Here is a 22,546-nt window from a genome sequence, read left to right as displayed (position 1 = left end):
TCCCCTTTCCTGTCAAAGGTTGAGCATGTGTCCCAACTTGGTCTTCTTTGTCCGCAGATAATGGAAATTGTCCTCATTGGGCGGCATCTGGATCGGCAACACTTCGACGATCTCCAGGCCGTACCCCTTCAAGCCGGCGATTTTGCGGGGGTTGTTGGTCAAAAGGCGCATTTTGCGCACCCCCAAATCCCTCAGAATTTGCGCCCCGATTCCGTAATCCCGGAGATCCGGGCGGAAGCCCAGTTTCAAATTGGCTTCGACGGTATCCAAGCCTTTCTCTTGCAGCTCGTACGCCTTCAGCTTGTTGAGGAGGCCGATCCCTCTGCCCTCCTGCCGCATGTAGAGGAGAACCCCCGTCCCCTCCCGGCTGATCTGGGACAGGGCCGCGTGCAGCTGCGGCCCGCAATCGCAGCGATGGGAACCGAACACATCGCCGGTCAAACATTCCGAGTGAACCCGGACCATCACCGGTTTTTCCGGATCGATCTCCCCCTTGACCAGGGCGATGTGCTCCTTGTCGTCCACATCGTTGGCGTAACCGATCGCCGTAAAATCGCCGAAATCCGTCGGAAGATGGACCGACGCAACCCGTCGGACCAATTTTTCCTTCCGGTTCCGATAGCGGATCAGATCTTGGATGGTAATGATCTTCAGGTCATGCTTCTTGGCGATCTCCATCAGTTGGGGAACCCGGGCCATCGTTCCGTCTTCCTGGATGATCTCGCAAATGACCGCCGCCGGATAAGCCCCGCACATCCGGGCCAGATCGACGGCCGCCTCGGTGTGCCCCGCCCTCCTCAGGACGCCGCCTTTCTTGGCGATCAGCGGGAAAATGTGTCCCGGTCGGCGGAAATCCTGCGGACGGGCCTTGGGATCGATCAGGGCGCGAACCGTCTGCGACCTCTCGTGGGCGGAGATCCCCGTGGTCGTGCTGATGTGGTCCACGGAGACGGTGAAGGCAGTTCCGTGGTAGTCGGTGTTGTGGTGAACCATCGGCGGGAGATCCAGCTCCCGGGCGCGCTCCTCGGTGATCGGCACGCAGACGAGCCCCCGGCCGTGGGTGATCATGAAATTGATCACCTCGGGGGTGGCCTTCTCCGCCAGGGCCACCAGATCCCCTTCGTTTTCCCGGTCCTCGTCGTCAACCACGATGACCATGTTTCCCTGCATCAGTTCGTAAATCGCTTCTTCGATGGTATGAAAACCGCTCATTCTTTACCGCCTCCCGTCACTGGAATGCGCCTGAACGAATCCCTCCTGCGCCAGCTTTTGCAGCGTCAGACCGCTTTCCGTTTGGCCCAGCAGCTTGGCGACATATTTGGCGATCATGTCGCATTCGATGTTGACCCGATCCCCCACCTGCGCCGACCGCAATTGGGTGACCTCCAGCGTGTGGGGAATCACGGAGACGGTGAAGTGCCGCGCCCCCACTTCCACCAGGGTCAGGCTGATTCCGTTCACCGCGACGGACCCCTTCTCCACCATCCACCGCGTCAGCCGCTCGGGCACGCCGATCCGAAACAGGACGGCATTTTCATGGGGGACGCGCGCCTCGATGACGCCGGTTCCATCCACGTGCCCCTGGACAAAGTGGCCGCCGAACCGATCGCCGGCAGCCAGGGCCCGTTCCAGATTGACCGGGGATCCGATTCCCAGTTCCCCCAGATTGGTCCGGCTCATCGTCTCCGGCATCACGTCGGCGGAAAAGGATTCGCCGCCGAAACGGGTCACCGTGAGGCACACCCCGTTGACGGCGATGCTGTCGCCGGTCCGAACGCCTTCCAACACCCGGCGGCAGGCGATCTCCAATTCCATCGCCATGCCCCGGCGGTTCATGCGCCGGATGCGCCCCACTTCCTCTACGATTCCTGTGAACATGCTTCCGACCCCCGATCCTCCGGATACACCGGGTACCCGGTGATGCATACATCCTCCCCGAATCGCTCCACCGACACATCCCGCAGGGCAATCGCGTCGGCCATTTTGCCGACGCCGACCCCCCCGACGGCGGAGGGGGCGTCGCGTCCTCCCGCCCATTTGGGAGCGACGAAGGCCACCGCCTTTTGCACCCACCGGCCCTCGAGAAGAGCGGCGTTCAATTCGCCGCCCCCCTCCGCCAGGACGGAGAGGATTCCGCGTTTGCCCAGAACATCGAACACCGCGCCGAGATCCACCCGCGGACCTTCGCCCGCGACAATCACTTCCACCCCGCGCTCCCGAAGGCGCTTTTCCTTATCCCGATCCCGCCGCTCGGTGCAGAAAACCCAGGTGGGGGCTTCCGACACGTCGGTCACCGGCGTGTCCAGCGGGATGCGCAGGCGGCTGTCCAGCACCACCCGGAGCGGGTTTCTCCCCCCTTCGGGCAACCGGACCGTCAGGCGCGGCCGGTCCGCCAGGACCGTTCCGATCGCCACCAGGACCGCGTCATGCTCCCTCCGCAGGCGGTGAACATGGCGGCGGGCTTCCTCGCCGGTCACCCACCGGCTGTCTCCGGTCCGCGTGGCGATCTTTCCGTCCAGCGTGGCGGCGGTCTTCAGGGTCACAAAGGGACGGCCGTGAAGGCGGTGATGCACGTAGGCCTCATTCAACCTTCTGGCTTCGTCCTCCAAAACCCCGGTGACCACCTCGATCCCCGCTTGGCGGAGGCGCTCAATCCCCCGGCCCGAAACAAAGGGTTCGGGATCTTCCATTGCCACCACCACGCGGCGGATGCCCTCGCCGATGATCCGCTCGGTGCAGGGAGGGGTGCGGCCGTAATGGTTGCAGGGCTCCAGCGTGACATACAGGGTGGCCCCCTTCGCTTCCGGCCCGGCCATGTTCAAGGCGTGCACCTCGGCATGCGGCGTGCCCGCCCGGAGATGGGCGCCGAAGCCGAGGAGGTTTCCCCCCTTCACGACAACCGCCCCCACCATCGGATTGGGGGACGTTTGGCCCCGGCCCGTCTCGGCCAACCGCAGGGCGAATCGCATCCACTGTTCGTGCAAATTTATCGCATCTCCTTTGAGCGAAAGTTTCGGCCGCAGGCCGCCCAAATAAAGAAAGGCCCGCTTCGGGGCCAAAAAGAAAGTTTGTGAAAGGAGTAACATATACGGATCCGTTCAAAACATGCGAAAGAAGCCCTTGCCCGCCTCGAAGTGGAAAAAGGCGGAAAAGGGTAGACCCGTCCCTTTCATCCTTCTCCCATCCAGACTGTCACTGTCGGCCCCGGAGTCTCACCGGATCCACCGCAAGCGCGGGTCACGGGCTGAGGCGGCTTTGCCGCCAACACCGCCGGTCGGGAATTCCACCCTGCCCCGAAGGATTTTCACAAGGGAACCGATTCGGTTTTCTTTATTGAGTATACCGCAACGGGCGGGCAAAGTCCATGCCTTCGCGGATCAGCGGAAGGACGCCGCCGGATCGCCGATCCGTTCCGGCTGACCCTCCTCCTTCCAGGGAAGGCCGACCCGCATGCAGAGGTAGCACAGGGCCGTGAAGTAGGCGCATACGAAGGTCGCATGCAACAGAGCGAGAATCAGTTGAACGTTGGTGAACACGACCGCCGCACCGCTTAGGGCCTGAAGGATCAAAAGCCAAAGCGCGGCCCATCCGGCCTTGTACAAATCGCGGTACCGCCCGGGATGCTCCCGGTACAGCCGGATGATCGCCCACAGGAGCCAAGCGGTGAAAATCAGGCACAACCCCGAGGCGTAGCGATGCAACAACTGGATGCCCGCCTGGGTGAAGAAATCGGGGAGAAAATGTTCACCGCAGAGGGGCCAGGAATTTCCGCACCCCATCATGGCGCCCGTATGCCGCACGTAAGCCCCGGTGTAGACCACGAGATAGGTGTAGACGGCGAGCCCCCAGATCGCGCAACTCAGCCGCCGGGAGACCGGAACGGTCCGCAACCTTAGATCCTCCGTCCGCCCCGCCTGGGAAATGTAGACGGCGAGCAGCGCCACGCTGGCGAAGGACAACAGAGAGAATCCGAAATGAAGGGCCATCACCGCATCGGACTGGCCCCAGACGACGGCCGCCGCCCCGAGCAGCCCCTGAAACACGATGAAAAAGACGCCGCTTACGGCCAAAAAACGGACGATCCCGTCTTTTCGAAAACGGCGCCACGCCCAGACGGCGAGGATCACCACCATCAATCCGACCAGGGCGGAAACGATCCGGTGGCTGTATTCGATCACCGTCTCGACCGTGGCGTAGGTGGGAAAGATCTCCCCGTTGCAGAAGGGCCACGTGTTTCCGCAGCCGTCTTCGGAGCCTGTCTTGGTGACCAGAGCGCCCATGAGCACGATCAGGTAAAGACCTGCGGCGGTCGCGAGAGAAAAGGGCCGAAGCCACCGCATGTCACGAACCCCCTTTGCCAGTCCTTCCATCATCTTACCACAGAAGTTTCCTCATCAGGCGGCAATGGGTCGCTTCGACACAAAGTGGACAAAAACGGCCCTTCGGCCGGTGATCTTTTGCGCTGACAAAGCTCTTTTCACCGCACCTCCAGGGCGGGGCCGCCGCTCACCGGATTCCCCCGCATACGACCGGGAATGCGATCCTTGCCGACGAGATCTTCCAGGGTCTCCCGCTCCACCACGAGATCCGCTTCCCCGTTCCGCACGAAAACCACCGCCGGACGACGGTTCCGGTTGTAATTGTTGGCCATGGAGTAGGTGTAGGCGCCGGTGCAGCTGACGGCCAGGATGTCTCCCGTCCGCACCGGGGGGAGCTTCAGATCCCATATCAACACATCTCCCGATTCGCAGCATTTCCCGGCGATGGTGACGGTTTCCGTCGGATCCTCCAGGGCCCGGTTGGCGAGCATCGCTTCGTACTGGGCTTGATACAGGGCGGGACGGAGATTGTCGGTCATTCCGCCGTCCACGGACACATATTTGCGGATGCCCGGCACATCCTTCACCGTTCCCACCGTGTACAAAGTGGTTCCGGCTTCCCCCACGATGCTGCGGCCCGGCTCCACCCAGATCTCGGGCAAGGGCAAGCCGTCGAAGCTTTTCCGGACGGCGTCGGCGATCGCCTCCACGAACGCTTCCGGAGGAATGGGCCGGTCCTTCTCGACGTAGCGGATGCCGAATCCACCGCCCACGTTGAAAATGCGCGGCAGATAGCCTAAGCGCTCCCGCGCCTCCTTCGCCAAAGCCGCCACCTTTCCGACGGCCAACCTGTAGCCGCCGGTTCCAAAGATCTGCGAACCGATGTGGCAGTGAAAGCCCTCCAGAACCAGATGGCGGGCTTGGAGCGCCTCCTTCACCGCCCGGACCGCCTGGCCTCCCGACAGGCCAAACCCGAATCGCGAATCTTCCTGGCCGGTCTGGATGTATTGATGGGTGCTCACCTCCACCCCCGGCGTCACCCGGAGCAGAATTCGCGGGCGCTTCCCCTTTTCCCCGGCCAGACGGTCCAGCATCTCCAGTTCGGTGAAATTGTCCACGATAAACAAACCGATGCCCGCATCCAGGGCCATTTCCAGCTCGAAGGGGGTTTTGTTGTTGCCGTGAAAATGGATCGATTCCGGGGGAAAACCGGCCCGGAGCGCCGTGTAAAGCTCGCCGTCGGAAACCACGTCCAGGTGCAGCCCTTCCTCCTCCACCACCCGGCACATCGCCATCGTGCAAAAGGCCTTGCTGGCGTATGCGACCTGAAAGGGCAACCCCGTCTTTCGAAAGGCGGCCACGTAACGGCGCATTTGCTCCCGAATCAGCTCTTCATCCATCACGTACAGGGGGGTTCCGAAACGGCGCGCGAGCTCCACCGCATCGCATCCCCCGATTTCCAGGTGTCCCCTTTCGTTGATCCTTCCGGTACCGTGCAGTCGCATGCCTCGTCTCTCCCTCTCCCGACAGGACAAAGGCCGTCCGCTTGGCCGGACGGCGATGCCTCCCTTGACTTTCTCAACATTATACTTCATTTTGAAATGCTTCGTCCAAAAAACTTTTGCCAAGCGCTTGCCCGCGTGCACGGCCGCCCCGCTTTCACGCTCGGCTTCTTCGCTCTTCACCTCCGAAAACCGATCATCCCCCTCAAATCAGCCGGTCAAAACTCAAAAGGGAACGGGCCAACGCTTCCACTCCCAGCGCGATGTCCCCATAATCCGTCCACTCTTCCGGACAATGGCTTCTCCCGTCCCTGCTGGGGACAAAAATCATTCCGATCGGCGCGATTTTGGCCAGCTGATTGGCATCATGGCCCGCCCCGCTGGGCAGAAAAACCGTTTTCGCCGTGGCCGCGCATGCTTCGGCGATCACGCGCTGCACCCTTTCATCCACGCGGATCGCCTCGGATTTGGACAAACAGTCGATGCGGATGTTCAAGGTTTGCGACTCGCCGATTTCAGACGCCCGCTTGCGGAACCGCAGCATGATTTGCTCCAACAGTTCCGTGTCCAGGGAGCGCACCTCCAGCTCAAACACCACCCTGCCCGGAATCACGTTGGCTGCGTTCGGCTCCACGTGCAACTTGCCCACGGTTCCGACGACCGGTTCGGCAAACGGTTCGCGGCAGAGGGACTCCAACTCCAGAACCAGCCGCGACGCGCCCGTCAGCGCGTCGGACCGCAACGCCATCGGCGTGGTGCCGGCGTGGTTTTCTTTTCCTTCCACAACCACGCGATAACGATGGATGCCCACAATCCCCGTCACCACGCCCAGTTTGTTGTCGGTTTGTTCCAGCACCGGTCCCTGTTCGATATGCAGCTCCAGGTACAGGGCCACATCCCCTTTTTTTCGAGACCGCTCCCCGATCCGCTCCGGGTCGCCGCCCGCCCTTTTGATCGCTTCCCGCAGCGTGAGACCGGTCATGTCCCGCCGGTTAAGCATCTCCTCCGTCAGATTGTTCACCATGCCTCTGCTGCCGATGGTGGAAATGCCGAACTCACTCGGTTCTTCCGCGGTGAAATCGACGACCTCCAGCGAATGGCGCAGCACGGTGCCCGTTTCCTTCAGCCTCCGGGCAATCTCCAGCCCGGCCAGGACGCCGACGATGCCGTCGAATCGGCCACCGCCGGTGACGGTATCCGTATGGGAACCGATCATGATCGGCGGCAAATGGGGCTCGCTGCCTTTGATCCTGCCGATCAGGTTGGAAGCGGCGTCGATCTCCACCTCCATGCCGCACGCGAGCATCTGCCGCCGCAGCCAGTTTCTCCCCTGTTCATACCACGGAGTGAATGGCCGCCTTGTCCAACCCGGCTTCGATCGATCGACAAAGGTGGCCATCGTTTCAATATCCCTTTCAATCCGCTTCGGATCGGGCTTCAGCGAAAAATCCCCCATGATAAACACTCCCGCCGCTTTCAGTGATGCTTCGCCCTCACGAACCGCCCATCTCCCGGCTGACCGATGACCTGCCCGTCATACACCATCTTTCCTCGGACAAAGGTGTACACTATTTTCCCCTGCACCGGCCTGCCGTGATAGGGACTCCAACCGGCGCCGGAGTGAAGCGCCCTTTCATCCAGGACATAGCTCTCCCTGGGATCGAGCACGGCCAGATCCGCGTCCATGCCCGCCGCTATCGCTCCCTTGCAGTAATCCAGACCGAAAGTTGCCGCCGGCCGTTCGCTCAGCAGCCGAACGAGATCGAGCAAGGTGATTTTTCCTTTCGCCACGCCCTCGCTGTACATCAGCGGGAGGAGAGTTTCCACCCCCGGCGCCCCGGACGCGTTTTGGAAAATGTCGGGGCTTTGCTTTCGCTCGATCGGCCACGGGGCGTGGTCGGAGGTGACCATGTCCACATAGCCTCTGGAAATCAGCTTCCACAGCTCCTCCACATCCGCCCTGGAACGGAGCGGCGGATTGATTTTCGCCTTCGCTCCCAGCGTCAGCATGTCGTCCTCGCACAGGGTCAGGTAATGCGTGCACGTTTCCGCCGTCACATTCACCCCTTGGGAACGGTAATGCTGGACCAGTTCGAACACCCGCGGGAATGTGGAATGGTAAAGATGCAGCTTCACCCCCGTATAGTAAGCAAGTTCCATCGCCGTTACCGCGGCCGTCGATTCCGCCGCCTTCGGCCTGCTCCAGCAATGGGCGCGCGGATCCTCCAGGCCCCGACCGCCATATTTGGCGATATACCTTCTGACGATTTCGTCATTTTCGGCGTGGATGCCGACGGGACCGCCCGTTTCGGCGATGACGGAAAAGGCTTCCATCAGTTGGCCGTCGCCGATGCGGGGAAAGCGGAAAGAGTCGGTGTTGAACATCGACACTTTGAAACCGCAGGCGCCGGCTCGCGCCAACTTGGGGATTTCATCCAATCCCCCTTCTTTGAAAATCGTGGCCAACAGCGCCACGTCGACGATCGACTCGCCTTCCAGCCTTTCCGCCTTCTCCTGAAACAGCGCCTCCGTACAGATCATCCCGGTGGCGTCGTAGGGCATCTCAATGATCGTCGTCACTCCGCCGGCCGCCGCCGACCGGCTGGCCGTCTCAAACCCCTCTTCCGCCGAACTGTAGCAATGAACATGCGCATCGATCGCACCGGGCAAGATATAGCAGCCCCTGGCGTCGACCGTTTTCGCCGCCGACAGGGATTCGCGCCCCCGCAGAATCCTCCTGATTTTCCCGTCCTTGACGGCGACGGCCCCATCGTACACGATCTCCTTCGGCGTCACCACGTCACCCTTGACCACCAAATCGTACATGTACCGTTCCGAAATCATCCGATCCCCTCTCCCTATTCGATGGCCACCGCGGACACTCTGGCCAGCTTCCGCGAAATCTCCCGGGTTGCCTCCACCACGGACCGGATCATCATTTCACCCGTCCCGGGATGCAACCGTTCCGACGGACCGGCGATGGTCAGACTGGCCACAACCCGCCGATACCCGTCAAAGATGGGGGCAGCGATGCCAAACACGTCCGGATCGACCTCCCCCACCGTCAAACAGTAGCCCTGCCGCCGAATCCGTTCCAAATTTTCCAGCAACGCCTCCTTCTGTCGGGGATCTTCCATCCGCTTCAGCACCTGATCCAACACCCGTTCGGTCTCGTAAGCCAGGATGGCTTTTCCCGAAGCGCCCAGGTGAAGGGGCAGGATCCTTCCGTTTTCAATGGCGAAACGAATCAGGCGGCGGCTCTCCACCTGTTGAATGCAAATCACATTGGTTCCCGTGCGAACCGTCAAAATCGTGGTCTCATCGGTTTTCTCGGTGATGGATTCCATGACCGGGCGGGCGATGACGTACAATTCGCGATCGATCTGCTGGTACAAACTCCTCGCCAAATCCAGGATGCGAAGTCCAAGACCGATCTGCCCTTTTGCCCGCCTTTCCACGACCCCGTTTTGTTCCAGCGTCTGAAGCAGGCGGTAGGTGGTGCTTTCCGGAATCGAGACCCTTTCCGCGATTTCACTGACGGAAAGGGTGGATTCCGCCTCCGCCAAGGCAAACAATATGTCCAAAGCCCGTGCCAACGTCTGCGTCCCGTTCCCCATGTTACCTCCCACTCACGCAAGCAAGTGCTTCACTTCGCACAAAATGGTTTCCTCCTCCACCAGGCGGATCATCTTGTCCAAATCCGCTTTTACATAAGCGTCTTCCCACATCGGAGGAACATGCCGTCGGATCAGCTCATAGACAAGGGCGGTTCCGTTTCCCATCGCGAAACCGCTCATTTTTCCTTTGATCAAATCGATCGCTTGGGCCGCGCACAGCAATTCGATCGCCAGCACCTTCTCAAGATGGCCGATGATCTGAATCGTCTTCCGCACAGCCCCCATCGCCATGCTGTTGTGATCTTCCTGATTGCCCTTGGCCGGGATGGATCCGATGCTGGCGGGGGCGGCGAGCAGCCGCATCTCGCCCACCAACGCGACGGCGTTGGCCTGCACCTGCGCAAAGCCCGTATTGAGCCCGACCGCGCCGCCGGCCAGGTTGGCCGGCAATCCGTAGCTCGCCGCCGGGTCGAGCAATCTCGCCGACCGCCGCTCGGACAAAACGGCCAAGTCGGTCAGCGCGATGCCGATGAAATCCAACGCATAAGCCAGAATCGCCCCGTGAAAATTTCCGCCGCTCAGGCTCTCGTACCCGGATTCTCCGGAGAAAATCAGGGGATTGTCGGCAGAGGCGTTGATTTCTCTGGAAAGGACCGTTTCCAGGTAGCGGAGAACCTCCTTGACCGCCCCGTGCAACTGCGGAGAAGCGCGAAAACTGACGGCATCCTGAACCCGGGGACGGATTTCGCCCAGTCTCCTTCTCCCCTCTTCGGTGACCCACTCGCTTCCTTTCAAAAGCGTCCTTACGTTGCGCGCCGTTTCAATCTGCCCCGGGATTCCCCGTGCCCGTTGGATTCGCTCGTCAAAGGCGCTCACTTCCCCGCGCATCGCCTCCAGATTGAGCGCAAGCGCCACATCGGCCAGCCGGGCCAGCTGCTTCGCCTTGTGATGGGCATGGATCGCGTTGGCCAAGACCAGCGTGCTGCCGCTCATCAAGGCCAGCGCCTCCCGGGCGGCCAAGGGAAAGCGGACGGGTACAACGCCCGCCTTCCGCAACATCTCCTCAGCGCTTCCCTCTTCTCCCCGAAAGCGCACCCGTCCCTCCGGCGCTCCGGTCAGGCACAAGCCGAGGTGGGCCATCGGCTGCAGATCGCCGACCCCCAGGGAACCGATTTGCGGGAGCAACGGGATGATTCCTCCGTTCAAAAACGTCAACATCCGCTCGATCAGCTCCGGCCTCACACCGGAATGGCCCCGGCTCAACACGTTTGCGCGCAGCAGCATCGCCAGGCGGACGACATCATCGGGAAAATAAGGGCCGATTCCCACGGCGTGGGAATACAAAATTTTTTGTTGAAAGATCTCCTGATCTCGTTCATCGACGACAAAATCCTTCAATTTCCCCAAACCGGTGGTGATCCCGTAGATCACCCTGCGTTCTTCCGTCAACCATTTCTCCACCTGGCGGCGCGTCTCCTGCACCGCTTCGATCGCGCGGGGCGATACGGCCACCCGGATGGAGGGATCTTCGATAAACGACGCCAATTGTTGCAAAGTAAGACCTTTTCCGTCAATCGTTATCCGGTGTGCGGCCATCCTCATCCCCCTTCGGCCGTCTCCCCCGGCTCAAGGCAATTCGCCCCTCGCCCTCAGGGACGAGCGCTTCTCCAACCGGAGCAGCAGCTGGTTGGTGACAATCGCCAGCAGGGAGACAAACAGCGTTCCCCATAACATTTTGGGGGTCGAATTTTGGTACAAGCCTTCAAACAACAGCTCCCCGAGTCCCCCGGCGTTGATCCATGCGGCGATGGTCGCGATTCCGATCGTGGACACGGCGGCAATCCGCACGCCTCCCAGGATGACCGGCATGGCCAGCGGCAGTTCGATCTTCCAAAACAGTTGGGCGGGACTGAGTCCCATCCCTTTGCCGGACTCGATGATCGCGGCATCGACGGTCCTGAAGCCGACCATCACGTTGCGCACAAGGATCAGCTGACTGTATGCGACGAGCGCGATAATCGCCGATTTCACCCCCAACCCGACCAGCGGGATCAACATCGCGAACATGGCGAGACTGGGAATGGCATAAATGATGCCCAGGAAAGACAGCACCGGAATCGACAGCCACTTGACCCGCGAGAGGAAAAACCCGACGGGCAGGGCGAACAGCATGGCGAGAACCAGCGCACTCGCCGTCAACATCAAATGTTCCATCAACCGGGTGAAGATCTGATCATAATACTTGAAAAAATAGTCAAACATCGGCGCTCACCTACCCGCCTAGTGTCAGCAAGCGGACGCGGACCCGCTCAGCGCCCCGTGAATCTTCAACTGCTCGAGCGTCACCCGGCCCACGGGCGTCTTGTTGCTGTCCACGACGATGACGGAATCCTGTTCGCTTTGAAGCAGGTGGGTCAGGATCGTCTTGCAATTTTCCTCCAGGGACACCCGGATTTCATTCGGATGAGGATGCCCGGTGATCTCTGTCATCACGCTCGCCGCCTTCATGACGCTCAGCCGCTTCAGCACGTCGTCGGAGTGAACCAACCGGCGGACAAATTCGTTGGCCGGTTTTGTGATGATGTTAAACGGCGTGTCATACTGTTGAATCTTTCCCTCGTTCATGATCACGATCTTGTCCCCCAGCTTCAGCGCTTCCTCGATGTCGTGGGTGACGAAGAGAATCGTCTTGTGCAGCTTTTTTTGAATATGGATCAATTCATCCTGCAGGCTGGCCCGGGTAATCGCATCGATGGCCCCGAACGGTTCATCCATCAGCATGATCGCGGGATCTCCGGCCATCGCCCGCGCCAGACCGACCCGCTGCTGCTGTCCGCCGGAAAGCTGGCGCGGATAGCGCTTGCGAAACTCCCCGGGCGGCAGGTGGACCAGTTCCAGCAATTCGTCGATCCGCTCATCGATCCGCTTTTTGTCCCAGCCCAGAATGCGCGGAACCGTTGCGATGTTTTCTTCGATCGTCATGTGCGGAAACAAACCGACCTGTTGGATCACATAGCCGATCTTTCGCCGCAGCCGCGTGACCTGCATCCTGGACACATCTTCCCCCTGCACGAAAATGCGTCCCGATGTCGGTTCGTACAGGCGGTTCACCATCTTCAACAGCGTGGTTTTCCCGCAGCCGGATGCGCCCAGTATGGTGACGAAGCTTCCCTCTTCAATCCGCAAACTGGCCTCATTGACCGAGGGCCTCGACGCCTTCGGAAAAATCTTCGTCACTTTATCAAAGACGATGGAATAATGTTTCACCTTCGCTCAACTCCCTTTTGGAGGAGGAGACTTGGCCTCCCTCCCGCGGGAAGGAAGCCAAGAATCCGTCATTTCCCGGAGATGATGCCCTCTTTTTGCAGAAATTCCTTCGCAACTTCGGCGTATTCCCGCTTTTTGATGTCCACTTCGGCATTGAGGGACTGCATGATCTCATTGTTGAGCTTGGCAGAAACGGCATTCAGCACCTTTTCGATCCCGGGATCTTTCTCCAACACTTCCGCCCGGATCACCGGGGCCACATAGTAAGGGGGCCAGAACTTCTTGTCATCTTCCAGCAACACCAACTCCTTGTTGGTCAGATCCCCGTCGGTGGTGAAGCCGACCGTCACATCGGCCTCGCCGTTCAACAGGACGCGGTACTTGACCCCGTAGTCATAAAGTTCCATGCTTTTGAATTCCATTCCGCCGTACGTTTTCTTCAACCCCTTCAGACCGTCCTCCCGCTCCTCAAACTCGGGCACGGCCGCCATCCTCAGCTTCGGCGCCAGCTTCGCCAGTTTGGAAATGGTGTACATGTCGTACTTTTCCGCCACTTTGCGCGTCGTCACGAGCCCCTGCGAATCGTTGACATCCGCAGGATCGAGCCAGACCAGGTTGAACTTCTCTTTGTAGTTTTTCGAAACGAGGTCGTACACTTCTTCCGGATCCGATTTGGGCGGCATCTGCAAGATGTTGATCAGACCCGTCCCGGTATACTCGGGATACACGTCGATCTCTCCGCTTTTCAGCGATTCGTGGGCGACCAGGGTCCCCCCCAGATTCAGCTTCCGCTCCACCTCGTACCCGGCATTTTCCAGCGCGAGGGCATACATCTCCCCGAGAATCAGCGATTCCGTGAAGTTCTTCGACCCGACGACGATCTCCGGTTTTCCCGACCCGTCGCCGCCGCAGGCGGTCAAAAGCAGCGACAGGGCCAAAGTGAGCGCCAACAGAAAAGATGCTTTTCTCATGAGAATCCCCCATTTTTCAAAATTGAATCAGCCTCTCTGATGCCTGGTGACCAACCGTTCAATCCCTGCAAAACACACTTCCGACAAGATCGCCAAGAGGGCGACCGGAACCGCACCGACCAGCAACATCGGAAAATTGTACATGCCGAGTCCGTTTACGATAAACGTGCCCAATCCCCCTCCTCCGATGAAGGCTGCCAGCGTCGCGCTCGCGACGACTTCCACGGCCGCCGTCTTGCTTCCGGCGATCACCAGCGGCATGGCCAGCGGGATTTCCACCTTTCGCAAAATCTGACGCTCATCCATGCCCATGCCCCGAGCCGCTTCGATCACCGCCGGATCGATTCCGCGGAATCCGAGATAGGTATTGATCAAAATCGGAGGACAGGCGAGGATGGTCAAAGCCACCAGGGCCGGGAGAAAACCGGTCCCGAAAACCGGCAAAATGATGACCAGAATCGCCAGGCTGGGAATCACGCGCAGGGAATTGACACAGCTCATCACCGCTCCGGCGATCCTTTGCTTTTTCGCGCAAAGGATGCCGAGCGGAATGCATATCGCAAGGCCGATCAGCAAGGCGGCAAAGCTTAACGTCAAATGATCCTGAACCGCTTCCACGAAGCGCTGCTGATTATCCAAAATGTACCTGTAAGCTTGCTCGGCTATTTCCATCCTGCTTCCCCCTTTTCCGCCGCAAGCCCGGGGGCCGCCTGCCCGAAGGCGATCGCGCTCCGGGCGGGCACCGCACTACTTCGCCAATGCATAATCGGCAATGTTGATGCCCAGCGCCTGTTCCACCTCGGGATATACGGAAGCGTCGAGGACGCCCGAGCTGATCGGAATGTGACGCTTGTGGATATGGAAGATTGCAACCTCCATCCCTTCCTTGAGATGGCCGACGCTGACCGGCTGCCCCGTCTCCGCGGACAGCGTCGTAATCACGTCCGGATACGTCGCGACGCGGTTTCCGCCGGGATCATCCACCGCCATGTATTCGTTCATCACATGCAGGGTGAAACGCCCTCCCGGCGCATCCACATAAACTTTTCCGATATCGAAGGCTCCGGAATAGGCGACCGTGGAGTGAGCCACGACTCCCCTGCCGATGATTTCGCCGCGGGTTTTCTCGCAGATCGCCTCCATCACCGCCTCGGCGCCTTTGGGCTCGGCAACCAGGATCGCTTTGCCCAGCTCGATCGCCATGGAAACGCCGCCGATCGCGGCGTGTTTCTTGATGTATCCGGCCGGAAGAGGATGTCTCGCCGCCGCGATGAATCCGCCGGACATATCGGCCGCCGTGCGCAGGATGGTGGAGGTTTTTGCGGGCGTTCCCTTGACGACGAGCTCCAGGTAGGAGCCGGTGTCTCTCCTTCCGCCCACCACCACTTGGATCGTTTCAAAATCCAGGCGGCCGGACAGGCCCAACGATCCCATTTTTCCGGTCGGATGAGCCCGGATGTCTCCCGTCGCGTCCACCACCACCAGATCGAGGGCGGCAGCGGGCAACCAGCCGTTTATTGTGCTGGACATGCCGTTTTGCGGCGTCATGACCCCGACCACTTTGCCATCGTAGTGATCCATCAAGAGTTTTACCGCTTTGATATAATCGCTCCCCAGCATCTGCCACTGGTCCCCGGCGGGTGCGCCGATCGCCGTGCAGGTGACGATGATGGCGTCATCCGGCAGCTCGTCGACCGACACCAACTTCGGCTGCCCGATCGTGACGGCCGCCTCTCCGATTTCCAATCCGTGATCGACCCAGCCTCCCCCGCCGGAAGCAAATACCGAGCCCCCCTTCACTGCCGCGATGACATCGTCCTTGGTCAATACTCTCATGAACGTTCCCCTTCCCATACAGAATTTGATGTGTCAGGTCAACACCCGGCGAAGGCCCTTTTTGCGCACTTCATCCAGCGCTTCTTCGTAACCGGCATCGGCATAGCGCAACACTCCGATGCCCGTGTCGTTGTCCAGCGCGTGTTTCAAGCGGATGTCCGCCTCCGGAGTGCCGTCGGCCACGACCGTCACGCCGGCGCTGGTCATGTACCCCGCGTATCCCCCGCCCCCGGAGTGGATCGCCACCAGATCCGCCATCGAACAGCAGTTGAGCATCCCGTTCAACAGCGGCCAATCGGCGATCGCATCGCTCCCGTCCTTCATCCGCTCGGTCATGATGTTGGGGTGGGTCATCGCGCCGGCATCCAGGTGATCACGGGAAAACGCGATGGGGCCGCTCAGCCTGCCCTCGCGCACCATTCGATTGACCTCCAGGGCCAGTCGGGTCCGCTCCCCGTGACCGAACCAGCCGATGCGCGCCGGCAGCCCTTCAAAGGGCACATATTTTCCGGCCAGGCGGATCCAGTTGACCGCTATCTCATTGTCGGGAAACTCCCGAAGGATCATCTCATCGATCCTTCGAATGTCTTCCGGATCTCCGGAGAGGGCAACCCAGCGGAAGGGACCGATCGCCCTGCAGAAAAGCGGTCGCAAAAACGCCTCCGTGAAGATTTCGATGTCAAAGGCATCCTTCACGCCGTGGCGGAAAGCCTGCGTCCGAATGTTGTTCCCGTTGTCAAACACGATCGAACCGCGCCGCTTAAACTCCAGCATCGCCTCCACTTCACGGGCGATGGAAGCCCCCGCGTCGGCCTGCAGTTTCTCCGGGTTCTCCCTTCGCATCCGTTGAACGTCTTCCAGGCTGTAACCCGCCGGGACGTAACCGTAGAGAAGATCGTGGGCGGCGGTTTGGTCGGTGACGATGTCCGGGACGATTCCCCTGCCAAGGATTTCCGGATAAATCTCGGAAGCATTGCCCAGCAGGCCGACGGAAACGCTTTCATTCTTCTCCTTGGCTTCGCCGATCCACGCCAGCGCTTCATCGAGATCGGCGGTTTTCCGCTGCAGATAACCGACCCTCATCCGCTTGTCAATGCGCGCCTCATCCACCTCCACACAGAGGATCGCCGCGTTTGCCATCACGCCGGCCAACGGCTGCGCGCCCCCCATTCCGCCCAAACCGGCGGTCAGAATGAAGCGTCCCGCCAGACTGCCGCCAAAATGCTTTCTGGCGATGGCGGAAAAGATTTCGTAGGTGCCCTGGATCACCCCTTGCGACCCGATGTACTGCCATGCCGCCGCCGTAAGACCGCCCCACATGATCAACCCTTTTTCCTGCAGCTGATAGAAATGCTCGCTGTCCGCCCATTTTCCGACGAGGTTGCAATTCGCCATGATCACGATCGGGGCAAACGCATGCGTTTTGAAAATGCCGATCGGTTTGCCGGACTGGATCACAAGCGTTTCATCTTCGTTGAGAATTTTCAGACTTTCAACGATGGCATGATACGACTTCCAGTCCCGCGCCGCTTTGGCCAGCGCGGCATAAACCACCAGTTCCCGCTGATTCTCGCCGTTCTCCAGCACATTCTCCAGCATCCGAAGCAACGCCTCTTGTCTCCACCCCTTGCAGCGAAGGGCGGAACCGCGGGCTGCCCTGATCCTTTCCATTGCGACACCTCTCAATTATCACTATTTGATAACTAATTATTACATTCTGCCTTTATCGTAGATTGAATGGTATGTTTTTTCAATACACAATTTATGGAAATGTCCGTCTTCTTAAGTAGATCTGCAATAGAATCGCCGCCCCGGCAACTTGCGGGAAAAGACCCTCTATTTGCGGTTTTTTTCACTGAAGGTCAAAATCAGCTCCACCGCCTTCCGGGTGACCGGCGCCCCCCTCTTCACGTCGTCGAACCGGTCCATTTTCCCGACATCGCCGATTCCGACGATGATGGGAACGGAAATCCGGTTCAACGCTTCAACGGTGTCCCCCCAGATGACGGGCGGCTCCCCCTTCACCTCCAAGCCGTTTTTGTCGACGCCGTGAACCACCTGATTCCCTTCCCGGTCCAGCAGAATGTCCACAGGGACCCTTTCCCCTCTGCGTTGGTTGGAAGCCACCGCCACCGCCCCAAGCACTTCCACATCGGGGTGGTTCGCCACATACTCCATCGCCCGTTCTCCCCGGCCCGTTCCGCCGGACCCGCAATCATCAAACATGACCAGAACGGGATCATGCTTGGCCTGCAGGATGAGCTCCACCAACTGCTCGCCGGTGAGGGGGGTGGGATTGCCCGCCGAGGCGGAAATGGCCCTCCCTCCCACCTGCCTGGCCACTTCCTCCACCGCCTCACGGGCCACGCGGTCCCCATCGGTGATCAGAATCACTTTCCGCTTCACGGCCCTACCTCCCCGCGACGTCAAAAAGGATCCACTGAAACAGCGAGCCCGCCACTTTTCCGAAAACCATGGCCATCAACAGATGCAGGACGGCGTGCCGCATCCGCACCCGCTTCGCCAAGATGGGCAGCACATTGAGGACCTCCGTCAGCGCCGCCGCCAGCAAGCCGACGAAGCATCCCGCAAACAGGCCCAGGGGGGCGGACCACCAGCCGGACAGGTGACCGGTCCAATCAAAAAAGTCCGCCCAGGTGGAGACGACGGCCCCGGCGACGAGCGCATGCTCGTACAGGTGGATCTTCCCTCCGGTCCTGGACATCTGCGCCAGGCGGGGAACGATGTCCAACACCGTGATGAAGGCCACAAAACCGCTTCCCACCGCCAGTCCCCCGGCCAATCCGATGAAGGCCGGCACAATCCACTCCAGGATCACGGGCCATCCGGCGGTTTTTTGGATTTCTCATGATCGATCACATATTGATTCAGGTTTTCCTCGTACAAATACATCTCCAGCTCGAGAGGGCTGGGTTCGTCGTTGAACCGCCGTTTGAACAGGTGGTTGAAAAACAAAATCATGCCGACGCCGATTCCCAGGGAATAGGGGATCTGAAGGATCAGGGGACGCGCTTCGTGTTTTCCGGTGACCAGATAATGAATGCGCTGGTGAACGGACTTCATGCTCACATCCGTGTGAAAATTCATGAGGGCCAACCCGGAGCCCACGAACAACAGAAGCCAGATCAGCGCCACCGAAACGGCGGAGGGAAGGCGTCGTCGCTCTTCCGTTTCGATGATGGTCTGGGCGGGGCCGACGCTGCGGACATCCAGCCCGGGATAAGCCCTCCGAATCCGCTCAATCACATCCATCACGTCGATGACAACCAGGTTGCCGTCCCGAGGCGAAGTGTGGTGATGCACTTCCAGTTGGACGAGCGGCATCGCCTCCTCATCTGCCAGCACCTGGGCGATATCTCCAAGGCGGATCCTCTGACCCGGAGAAATCCGGACTTTCTTTTTCAACCGCAGATAAACCATCCCGGGTTGCAATCGCACCCGCTCCTTCCTGTCGCCTCTAGGATTAATATGGTTTTCGGCCCTGCTCCCCATTCGGAAGACGGGGGCGGCGACGAAAAGAAAGACCCGTCCGCCGAAACATTTCGGCGGACGGGTCTTTGAAAGAATTTCAGGGTGATGGAGGCGGGTCCAACTCCTGACGGATCTTTTGGATGATCTTCTTTTCCAGCCGGGAAACCTGGACCTGGGAAATGCCCAGCCGCTCGGCCACTTCGGATTGGGTCTGATCCTTGAAAAAGCGCAGATAAACGATCAGCCGCTCCCGTTTGCTCAACCGGTTGATCGCCTCATTCAGGGTGATTTTATCAAACCACGCCTCCTCCGAATCGTCCGCGATCTGATCCATCAGCGTGATGGGATCTCCGTCGTTTTCATAGACCGTCTCGTGGATGGAGGCCGGCGTCCGGTTCGCCTCCTGGGCAAAAACGATCTCTTCCGGCGAAACCCCCATCTCGGCGGCGATCTCGCTCACCGTCGGCACCCTGCCCAACTCCTTGGTGAGATCATCCTTCACCTTCCGGATCCGGTTGGCCAGCTCCTTCAGGGAACGGCTCACCTTCACCATGCCGTCGTCCCGGAGGAACCGCTGAATCTCCCCGATGATCATCGGAACCGCATAGGTGGAAAATTTCACATCGTAAGAAAGATCAAACTTGTCCACGGCCTTCAGCAGGCCGATACACCCGATCTGAAAGAGATCCTCCGCTTCGTAGCCCCGGTTGAGAAACCGCTGAACCACCGACCAAACCAGGCGAATGTTGTGCCGGACCAACCGGTTGCGCGCCTCTTCATCCCCCCTTTGGCTCGCTTCGATCAGTCGGCGCACTTCCTCGTCCGGCAAATGGGCGTGTCGGGAATTGCGAACATCGGAATCCATGGTCGGCTCCCTCAGTTGGCCATCGTCCGATGGGGGGTTTTCAGGTTTTTCACCATTCGGACGGTGGTTCCCCGGCCGGGCTCGGAGATGATCTCCACCTCATCCATGAAGTTCTCCATGATGGTAAAGCCCATTCCGGAGCGCTCCAGTTCGGGTTTCGACGTGAACAGGGGCTGCCGAGCCTGGTCGATGTCGCGGATTCCCACGCCTTCGTCCCGTATTTCGATGAAAACGCGGGAACCCTCGATTTCCGTGCGGATGGTGATGATGCCATCCTCTCTCTCTTCGTAGCCGTGAATGACCGCATTCGTGACCGCTTCCGACACCACCGTCTTGATGTCCGTCAGCTCTTCCATCGTCGGATCCAGTTGAGAAACGAAGGAAGCGACGGCCACCCGGGCGAAGGATTCGTTTTCCGACCGGCTGGGAAACTTCAGCTCCATGTAATTGCTATGTACCTTCTTCATAGTGTCACCCCGCAGGCTTGCAAGGCCGACTGCTCGCTTTGGTAGATGGGCAGGATCTTGAACAGCCCCGAAAGCTCCATCAACCGGTATATCGAGGGATTCACCGCGCAGAGGATCATATTTCCCCCCAGCTGGGAAACGCGCTTGTATCGACCCAGAAGAACGCCCAACCCGGAACTGTCCATAAAGGTGAGCCCCGACAGGTTGAAGACCAGATTCGTGTACAACCCCGTCGTCAGCTTTTCGTCAATCTCGTTTCGCACCTTCTCCGCCGTGTGGTGGTCCAATTCTCCGGCCAATCGGACCACGAGCACATTTCGGGAATCCGTCACTTCCACCGACAAGCCCATGACATTCCCTCCCCGCTCTTTTACCTTGGAACTTCTACGGATTTTTGCCCGCTTCCTTCCCTCCGACAAAAGAACAGAAAAATCGGGACGCTCCTGTCGGGAGAAGTCCCTTTTTATCTGAAAATCTCCTTTTCGCCGGCAAGGGCGAAGCGGCGGAAAAGGAAGCCGGGACCTCTGCAAGGCGATGTTCTCCGTTTCCCGCCGACCGCCGATCGGATCGGTCAGAAAGGCGGGCGGAAGTCAAAGGGGCCGGGAAGCGGCGCCAAAAGGCCGGACGGGACGCAGACCACATGACTTCTCACGTTTTGCCGGCCCTCATTCCCTTCCGGTCCCCATAGCGGAAAAACCGGAGGATCGCTTCGGCCAGCAGGAAGCGGAAAGGCTCCGGCGGAAGGGGAGTGACGCGGCGACCCACGATGAAAAAGTCCGTCCGTTCCGATTCCTCCCCCAACAGGAGCTCGGCGATCGTCAATCCGTTGTAGTTGGTCAGGGAAACCCCGTGCCCCATACAGCCCACGCTGTACCAAACGTTTGGCCGAATCCGTCCGATCACCGGCACGAGATCCAGCGTGGCGGAGATGGGACCGCCCCAATGATGGGTGAAACGGATGCCTTGGAGCTGCGGGAAAGTTTCGGCGACAGCCCGCTTCAGACGGGCAAAAATGAGCTCGTTTCGGTCCCGGTCAAGGGGACCTCCGTAATAATAAATTGCGTCGCTTCCCCCGAAGAGCAGCCGGTTGTCCGGCGTCAGGCGGTAATAATGCAGCAGATTGCGGGCATCTTCAATCCCGATGCGCCTTTCCCACCCCAAACTTTTCAGTTGCCCGGCGGACAGCGGTTCGGTCAGAGCGATATACGTGTAAACGGGGAGCTGTTTCGCCCGCAACGGGGAAAAAAGGCCGGAAAAGGCGTTGGTGGCGATCACGATCGAATCGGCCCGGACGATCCCCCGATCGGTGTGCACCTCGGACTTGTCCGGTCGAATATCGAGGACCCGGGTCCGCTCGCGGATGTCCACCCCCAGCCGTTCCGCCGCATCGGCCAATCCGCGGACCAGTTTGACCGGATGGACCAACGCGCAATGTTCATCAAAACGAGCCCCCAGATAGGTGGGAGAGTCAACCAACGCCCGGGCTTCCTCCGCAGTCAGCCACCGAAGTCCCTTGATCCCCAGTTCTTCGGCGAGGCGCATCTCCTTTTCCAGATGCTTCAGTTGCCGGGGATTGGCGGCTACGGTCATCATTCCGTGGCGCACATAGTCGCACTCGATCCGATACTTTTGAACCATTCGTTCCAGGTGGTCGACCGCCTTCACCATATACCGATCCGCTTCCTTTGTCTTTTCCCTGCCGTAACGCATGGCGGTCAGCTCCATCGTGATCCCGAACAGCCGCATCGAGAACCCGCCGTTTCGCCCGCTCGCGCCGAAACCGACCACGTCCGATTCCAACACGAGGACCTTTAGGGAGGGCCTTTTCTCCTTCAGGTGAATCGCCGTGGACAACCCCGTAAATCCCGCTCCGATGATTAAGACGTCCGCCCGGGTGCTCCCGTCCAGGGGCGGGCGCCCTCGATATGCTCCCAGACTTTCCATCCAAAAGCTTTTCTTCCGGAAATCCCCCACCCTTTTCCCTCCTGTCCTTCCGGATTCGCTTGACCGAGGAGGCACAATCAATTTTGAATGTATGGATTATTTCAAATATAATATATAATAACGCTGCGGATCCGTGAAGAATTCCTTTGCGCCGGGCAGGCGCGTCTCGGAGGGCTCACCGGGGAATATTTCATCCCGCGTAAAAAAGCGCCGCGCCAAAGAAACGCCTTTTCCCGCCGAAAAAGGCGCAGGGGGCGGATCTTCGC

Annotated in this window: 22 protein-coding genes and 1 riboswitch; all 22 genes read right to left on the bottom strand. The window is 59.7% G+C overall.

Annotation, left to right across the window (positions count from 1 at the left end):
- Window positions 1-12 precede the first annotated feature (12 nt).
- The 22 genes from BM063_RS03305 to BM063_RS03195 all read right to left on the bottom strand — a co-directional run bounded on the left by BM063_RS03305 (window position 13) and on the right by BM063_RS03195 (window position 22,310).
- On the bottom strand, window positions 13-1,212 hold the full coding sequence (locus BM063_RS03305) for a bifunctional 3,4-dihydroxy-2-butanone-4-phosphate synthase/GTP cyclohydrolase II (protein WP_092035901.1): 1,200 nt from the start codon (window positions 1,210-1,212) through the stop codon (window positions 13-15).
- 3 nt (window positions 1,213-1,215) lie between these two features.
- Entirely contained in the window at window positions 1,216-1,878 is a 663-nt protein-coding gene (locus BM063_RS03300; RefSeq protein WP_092035900.1) for a riboflavin synthase, read from the bottom strand.
- Window positions 1,860-2,990 (bottom strand): bifunctional diaminohydroxyphosphoribosylaminopyrimidine deaminase/5-amino-6-(5-phosphoribosylamino)uracil reductase RibD, encoded by a 1,131-nt coding sequence (gene ribD / locus BM063_RS03295; protein ID WP_425439115.1) that lies wholly within the window; start codon window positions 2,988-2,990, stop codon window positions 1,860-1,862. The genes BM063_RS03300 and ribD overlap by 19 nt, the downstream gene beginning before the upstream one ends.
- Before the next feature lie 178 nt (window positions 2,991-3,168).
- Window positions 3,169-3,305, bottom strand: a riboswitch (FMN riboswitch).
- A 72-nt stretch (window positions 3,306-3,377) separates the two neighbouring features.
- The gene (locus tag BM063_RS03290) at window positions 3,378-4,340 is read right to left on the bottom strand and encodes a COX15/CtaA family protein (RefSeq protein WP_177198954.1); all 963 of its coding nucleotides are present in this window, start codon (window positions 4,338-4,340) and stop codon (window positions 3,378-3,380) included.
- Window positions 4,341-4,477: 137 nt separating this feature from the next.
- Entirely contained in the window at window positions 4,478-5,824 is a 1,347-nt protein-coding gene (gene lysA, locus BM063_RS03285; protein WP_092035998.1) for a diaminopimelate decarboxylase, read from the bottom strand.
- A gap of 202 nt (window positions 5,825-6,026) precedes the next feature.
- Window positions 6,027-7,277 carry a Zn-dependent hydrolase gene (locus BM063_RS03280; protein WP_092035997.1) on the bottom strand — a complete coding sequence of 417 codons (1,251 nt, stop codon included), beginning with the start codon at window positions 7,275-7,277 and terminating at the stop codon, window positions 6,027-6,029.
- 20 nt (window positions 7,278-7,297) lie between these two features.
- A complete protein-coding gene (locus BM063_RS03275) occupies window positions 7,298-8,665 on the bottom strand; it encodes a dihydroorotase (RefSeq protein WP_245751996.1) in 1,368 nt (455 codons plus the stop codon).
- A gap of 14 nt (window positions 8,666-8,679) precedes the next feature.
- Window positions 8,680-9,438: an IclR family transcriptional regulator gene (locus BM063_RS03270; RefSeq protein ID WP_092035897.1), complete on the bottom strand. Its 759-nt coding sequence runs from the start codon at window positions 9,436-9,438 to the stop codon at window positions 8,680-8,682.
- A 12-nt stretch (window positions 9,439-9,450) separates the two neighbouring features.
- Window positions 9,451-10,992 carry an HAL/PAL/TAL family ammonia-lyase gene (locus BM063_RS03265; protein WP_177198953.1) on the bottom strand — a complete coding sequence of 514 codons (1,542 nt, stop codon included), beginning with the start codon at window positions 10,990-10,992 and terminating at the stop codon, window positions 9,451-9,453.
- 72 nt (window positions 10,993-11,064) lie between these two features.
- Window positions 11,065-11,700: an ABC transporter permease gene (locus BM063_RS03260; RefSeq protein WP_092035895.1), complete on the bottom strand. Its 636-nt coding sequence runs from the start codon at window positions 11,698-11,700 to the stop codon at window positions 11,065-11,067.
- A gap of 24 nt (window positions 11,701-11,724) precedes the next feature.
- Window positions 11,725-12,705, bottom strand: coding sequence for an ABC transporter ATP-binding protein (locus BM063_RS03255; RefSeq protein WP_092035894.1), 981 nt, complete (start codon window positions 12,703-12,705; stop codon window positions 11,725-11,727).
- Window positions 12,706-12,773: 68 nt separating this feature from the next.
- On the bottom strand, window positions 12,774-13,676 hold the full coding sequence (locus BM063_RS03250; protein WP_092035893.1) for a glycine betaine ABC transporter substrate-binding protein: 903 nt from the start codon (window positions 13,674-13,676) through the stop codon (window positions 12,774-12,776).
- Between the two features lie 27 nt (window positions 13,677-13,703).
- Complete coding sequence (locus BM063_RS03245) at window positions 13,704-14,348, bottom strand: ABC transporter permease (protein ID WP_092035892.1); 645 nt, start codon at window positions 14,346-14,348, stop codon at window positions 13,704-13,706.
- 75 nt (window positions 14,349-14,423) lie between these two features.
- On the bottom strand, window positions 14,424-15,512 hold the full coding sequence (locus BM063_RS03240) for a thiohydantoin desulfurase (protein ID WP_092035891.1): 1,089 nt from the start codon (window positions 15,510-15,512) through the stop codon (window positions 14,424-14,426).
- A 33-nt stretch (window positions 15,513-15,545) separates the two neighbouring features.
- A complete protein-coding gene (locus tag BM063_RS03235; protein WP_092035890.1) occupies window positions 15,546-17,183 on the bottom strand; it encodes a thiourocanate hydratase in 1,638 nt (545 codons plus the stop codon).
- Between the two features lie 165 nt (window positions 17,184-17,348).
- Window positions 17,349-17,918: a stage V sporulation protein SpoVABEA gene (spoVAEA, locus tag BM063_RS03230; RefSeq protein ID WP_092035889.1), complete on the bottom strand. Its 570-nt coding sequence runs from the start codon at window positions 17,916-17,918 to the stop codon at window positions 17,349-17,351.
- 4 nt (window positions 17,919-17,922) lie between these two features.
- The gene (locus tag BM063_RS03225) at window positions 17,923-18,351 is read right to left on the bottom strand and encodes a stage V sporulation protein AB (protein WP_092035888.1); all 429 of its coding nucleotides are present in this window, start codon (window positions 18,349-18,351) and stop codon (window positions 17,923-17,925) included.
- Complete coding sequence (locus BM063_RS03220) at window positions 18,348-18,971, bottom strand: stage V sporulation protein AA (protein ID WP_245751995.1); 624 nt, start codon at window positions 18,969-18,971, stop codon at window positions 18,348-18,350. Before BM063_RS03220 ends, BM063_RS03225 begins: the two co-directional genes overlap by 4 nt.
- A 130-nt stretch (window positions 18,972-19,101) precedes the next feature.
- Window positions 19,102-19,869, bottom strand: coding sequence for an RNA polymerase sporulation sigma factor SigF (gene sigF / locus BM063_RS03215; protein ID WP_092035887.1), 768 nt, complete (start codon window positions 19,867-19,869; stop codon window positions 19,102-19,104).
- A gap of 11 nt (window positions 19,870-19,880) precedes the next feature.
- Window positions 19,881-20,336: an anti-sigma F factor gene (spoIIAB, locus tag BM063_RS03210; RefSeq protein ID WP_092035886.1), complete on the bottom strand. Its 456-nt coding sequence runs from the start codon at window positions 20,334-20,336 to the stop codon at window positions 19,881-19,883.
- Complete coding sequence (spoIIAA, locus tag BM063_RS03205; protein WP_092035885.1) at window positions 20,333-20,686, bottom strand: anti-sigma F factor antagonist; 354 nt, start codon at window positions 20,684-20,686, stop codon at window positions 20,333-20,335. Before spoIIAA ends, spoIIAB begins: the two co-directional genes overlap by 4 nt.
- A 298-nt stretch (window positions 20,687-20,984) precedes the next feature.
- Window positions 20,985-22,310 carry an NAD(P)/FAD-dependent oxidoreductase gene (locus BM063_RS03195; RefSeq protein ID WP_218154403.1) on the bottom strand — a complete coding sequence of 442 codons (1,326 nt, stop codon included), beginning with the start codon at window positions 22,308-22,310 and terminating at the stop codon, window positions 20,985-20,987.
- Window positions 22,311-22,546: the final 236 nt, after the last annotated feature.

Origin of the sequence: Planifilum fulgidum (assembly GCF_900113175.1) — a bacterium.
Taxonomy (GTDB): domain Bacteria; phylum Bacillota; class Bacilli; order Thermoactinomycetales; family DSM-44946; genus Planifilum; species Planifilum fulgidum.
This window is presented reverse-complemented; position numbering and strand designations above follow the sequence as displayed.

Excerpts from the sequence above, each read along its gene's own strand:
- BM063_RS03305 (WP_092035901.1), bottom strand. The coding sequence starts at position 1,212 with ATGAGCGGTTTTCATACCATCGAAGAAGCGATTTACGAACTGATGCAG.
- BM063_RS03300 (WP_092035900.1), bottom strand. The coding sequence starts at position 1,878 with ATGTTCACAGGAATCGTAGAGGAAGTGGGGCGCATCCGGCGCATGAAC.
- BM063_RS03290 (WP_177198954.1), bottom strand. The coding sequence starts at position 4,340 with ATGCGGTGGCTTCGGCCCTTTTCTCTCGCGACCGCCGCAGGTCTTTAC.
- lysA (WP_092035998.1), bottom strand. The coding sequence starts at position 5,824 with ATGCGACTGCACGGTACCGGAAGGATCAACGAAAGGGGACACCTGGAA.
- BM063_RS03280 (WP_092035997.1), bottom strand. The coding sequence starts at position 7,277 with ATGGGGGATTTTTCGCTGAAGCCCGATCCGAAGCGGATTGAAAGGGAT.
- BM063_RS03275 (WP_245751996.1), bottom strand. The coding sequence starts at position 8,665 with ATGATTTCGGAACGGTACATGTACGATTTGGTGGTCAAGGGTGACGTG.
- BM063_RS03270 (WP_092035897.1), bottom strand. The coding sequence starts at position 9,438 with ATGGGGAACGGGACGCAGACGTTGGCACGGGCTTTGGACATATTGTTT.
- BM063_RS03260 (WP_092035895.1), bottom strand. The coding sequence starts at position 11,700 with ATGTTTGACTATTTTTTCAAGTATTATGATCAGATCTTCACCCGGTTG.
- BM063_RS03250 (WP_092035893.1), bottom strand. The coding sequence starts at position 13,676 with ATGAGAAAAGCATCTTTTCTGTTGGCGCTCACTTTGGCCCTGTCGCTG.
- BM063_RS03245 (WP_092035892.1), bottom strand. The coding sequence starts at position 14,348 with ATGGAAATAGCCGAGCAAGCTTACAGGTACATTTTGGATAATCAGCAG.
- BM063_RS03240 (WP_092035891.1), bottom strand. The coding sequence starts at position 15,512 with ATGAGAGTATTGACCAAGGACGATGTCATCGCGGCAGTGAAGGGGGGC.
- BM063_RS03235 (WP_092035890.1), bottom strand. The coding sequence starts at position 17,183 with ATGGAAAGGATCAGGGCAGCCCGCGGTTCCGCCCTTCGCTGCAAGGGG.
- sigF (WP_092035887.1), bottom strand. The coding sequence starts at position 19,869 with ATGGATTCCGATGTTCGCAATTCCCGACACGCCCATTTGCCGGACGAG.
- spoIIAB (WP_092035886.1), bottom strand. The coding sequence starts at position 20,336 with ATGAAGAAGGTACATAGCAATTACATGGAGCTGAAGTTTCCCAGCCGG.
- spoIIAA (WP_092035885.1), bottom strand. The coding sequence starts at position 20,686 with ATGGGCTTGTCGGTGGAAGTGACGGATTCCCGAAATGTGCTCGTGGTC.